Below are 2,077 nucleotides of genomic sequence, written 5' to 3' on the forward strand. Positions count from 1 at the left end.
GCGCCTTGCGCTTTTCTTAATATAAAGTGTAGGTGATATTGGTGGCAATGGAAGAAAAAGAATTGCAACAACAAGAATATGATGAGAGTCAAATCGAGGTTTTAGAAGGTTTAGAAGCCGTAAGAAAACGCCCTGGTATGTATATTGGTACAACATCTGGAAAAGGATTGCACCATTTAGTATGGGAAATCGTAGATAATAGTATTGACGAAGCGTTAGCGGGCTATTGTGATGAGATAAATGTCATCATTGAAGAAGATAATAGTATTACCGTAAAGGACAATGGACGTGGGATTCCGGTCGGGATACAAGAAAAAATGGGACGCCCAGCTGTAGAAGTCATTATGACTGTACTTCATGCTGGTGGGAAATTTGACGGCGGCGGTTACAAGGTTTCTGGTGGACTACACGGAGTTGGTGCATCTGTTGTTAACGCCCTATCCACAAGCTTAGAGGTATATGTACACCGTGATGGTAAAATCCACTATATTGCATTTGAACGTGGTCATGTAGTAACTGAGTTAAAAGTTGTTGGAGAAACGGATTATTCTGGTACTACAACACATTTTAAGCCAGATGGTGAAATTTTTACTGAAACACTAGAGTATGATTTTGATACACTTGCAACTCGTCTTCGTGAGCTTGCCTTCTTAACAAGAGGTGTAAAAATCACAATCGAAGATAAGCGTGAAGAAAACAAACGTAAGGAATACCATTACGAAGGTGGAATTAAGTCATACGTTGAACACCTTAACCGTACAAAAGAAGTGGTTCATGAAGAACCAGTGTTTGTTGAAGGTGAAAAGGAAGGGATTGCAATTGAGATCGCCCTCCAATATAACGATAGCTATACAAGTAATATTTATTCGTTCGCTAACAACATTCACACCTATGAAGGTGGAACACACGAATCTGGATTTAAAACAGCGTTAACGCGGATTATCAATGACTATGCACGTAAAAATAATATATTTAAAGAAAATGATGCCAACTTAATGGGTGATGATGTTCGTGAAGGACTAACAGCTATCATCTCTATTAAGCACCCAGACCCACAATTCGAGGGGCAAACAAAAACAAAGCTCGGAAACAGTGAAGCAAGAACGATAACTGAATCTGTGTTTTCTGAGAAGTTTGAAGCATTTTTATTAGAAAATCCTTCAGTTGCCAGGAAGATTGTCGAAAAAGGAACCATGGCTGCAAGAGCACGAATGGCCGCGAAAAAAGCCCGTGAATTAACAAGAAGGAAAAGTGCGTTAGAGATTTCGAGCCTACCAGGAAAGCTTGCTGATTGTTCATCTAAGGACCCTTCCATTAGTGAGCTTTATATCGTTGAGGGTGACTCAGCGGGTGGATCTGCAAAGCAAGGTCGTGATCGTCACTTCCAAGCAATCCTGCCACTAAGAGGGAAAATTCTTAACGTTGAAAAGGCAAGACTCGATAGAATTTTATCCAATAATGAAGTACGTTCTATGATCACAGCATTAGGAACAGGTATTGGAGAAGATTTTGATATTTCCAAGGCTCGTTATCACAAAGTTGTCATCATGACCGATGCTGACGTTGATGGTGCGCATATTCGGACTTTATTATTGACGTTCTTCTATCGCTTTATGCGTCAGATTATTGAACATGGATATATCTATATAGCGCAACCACCTTTATATAAAATTCAACAAGGAAAACGTGTTGAATATGCGTACGATGACCGTGAGCTTGAAAAGTATTTAGCAGAAATGCCAAGTAATCCAAAGCCGGGCATCCAGCGCTACAAAGGTCTTGGAGAAATGAATCCTGAGCAACTTTGGGAAACGACTATGGACCCAAGTAACCGTGCTATGCTACAGGTTAAGCTTCAGGATGCAATCGATGCGGATGAAACCTTTGAAATGCTCATGGGTGATAAGGTTGAACCTAGGCGTAATTTCATTGAAGAGAATGCACAATACGTGAAAAACTTAGACGTATAACGATTTAATGCAGGATAGTGTTGTTACTATCCTGTGTTTTGGTTACATAATTGAATGGGTTAAAATTAAGAATCCGGATTTATCCCGTATTAACTGGCAGTAAGACC

General features: G+C 39.9%; 1 protein-coding gene. It reads left to right on the plus strand.

What is annotated here, in order from left to right; translation table 11 throughout:
• The first annotated feature begins 47 nt into the window (after positions 1–47).
• On the plus strand, positions 48–1,970 hold the full coding sequence (gyrB, locus tag V7112_RS05505) for a DNA topoisomerase (ATP-hydrolyzing) subunit B (RefSeq protein ID WP_335416531.1): 1,923 nt from the start codon (positions 48–50) through the stop codon (positions 1,968–1,970).
• The last annotated feature ends 107 nt before the right edge of the window (positions 1,971–2,077 follow it).

Source organism: Bacillus sp. JJ1566, assembly GCF_036962685.1.
GTDB lineage: Bacteria > Bacillota > Bacilli > Bacillales > Bacillaceae_L > Ferdinandcohnia.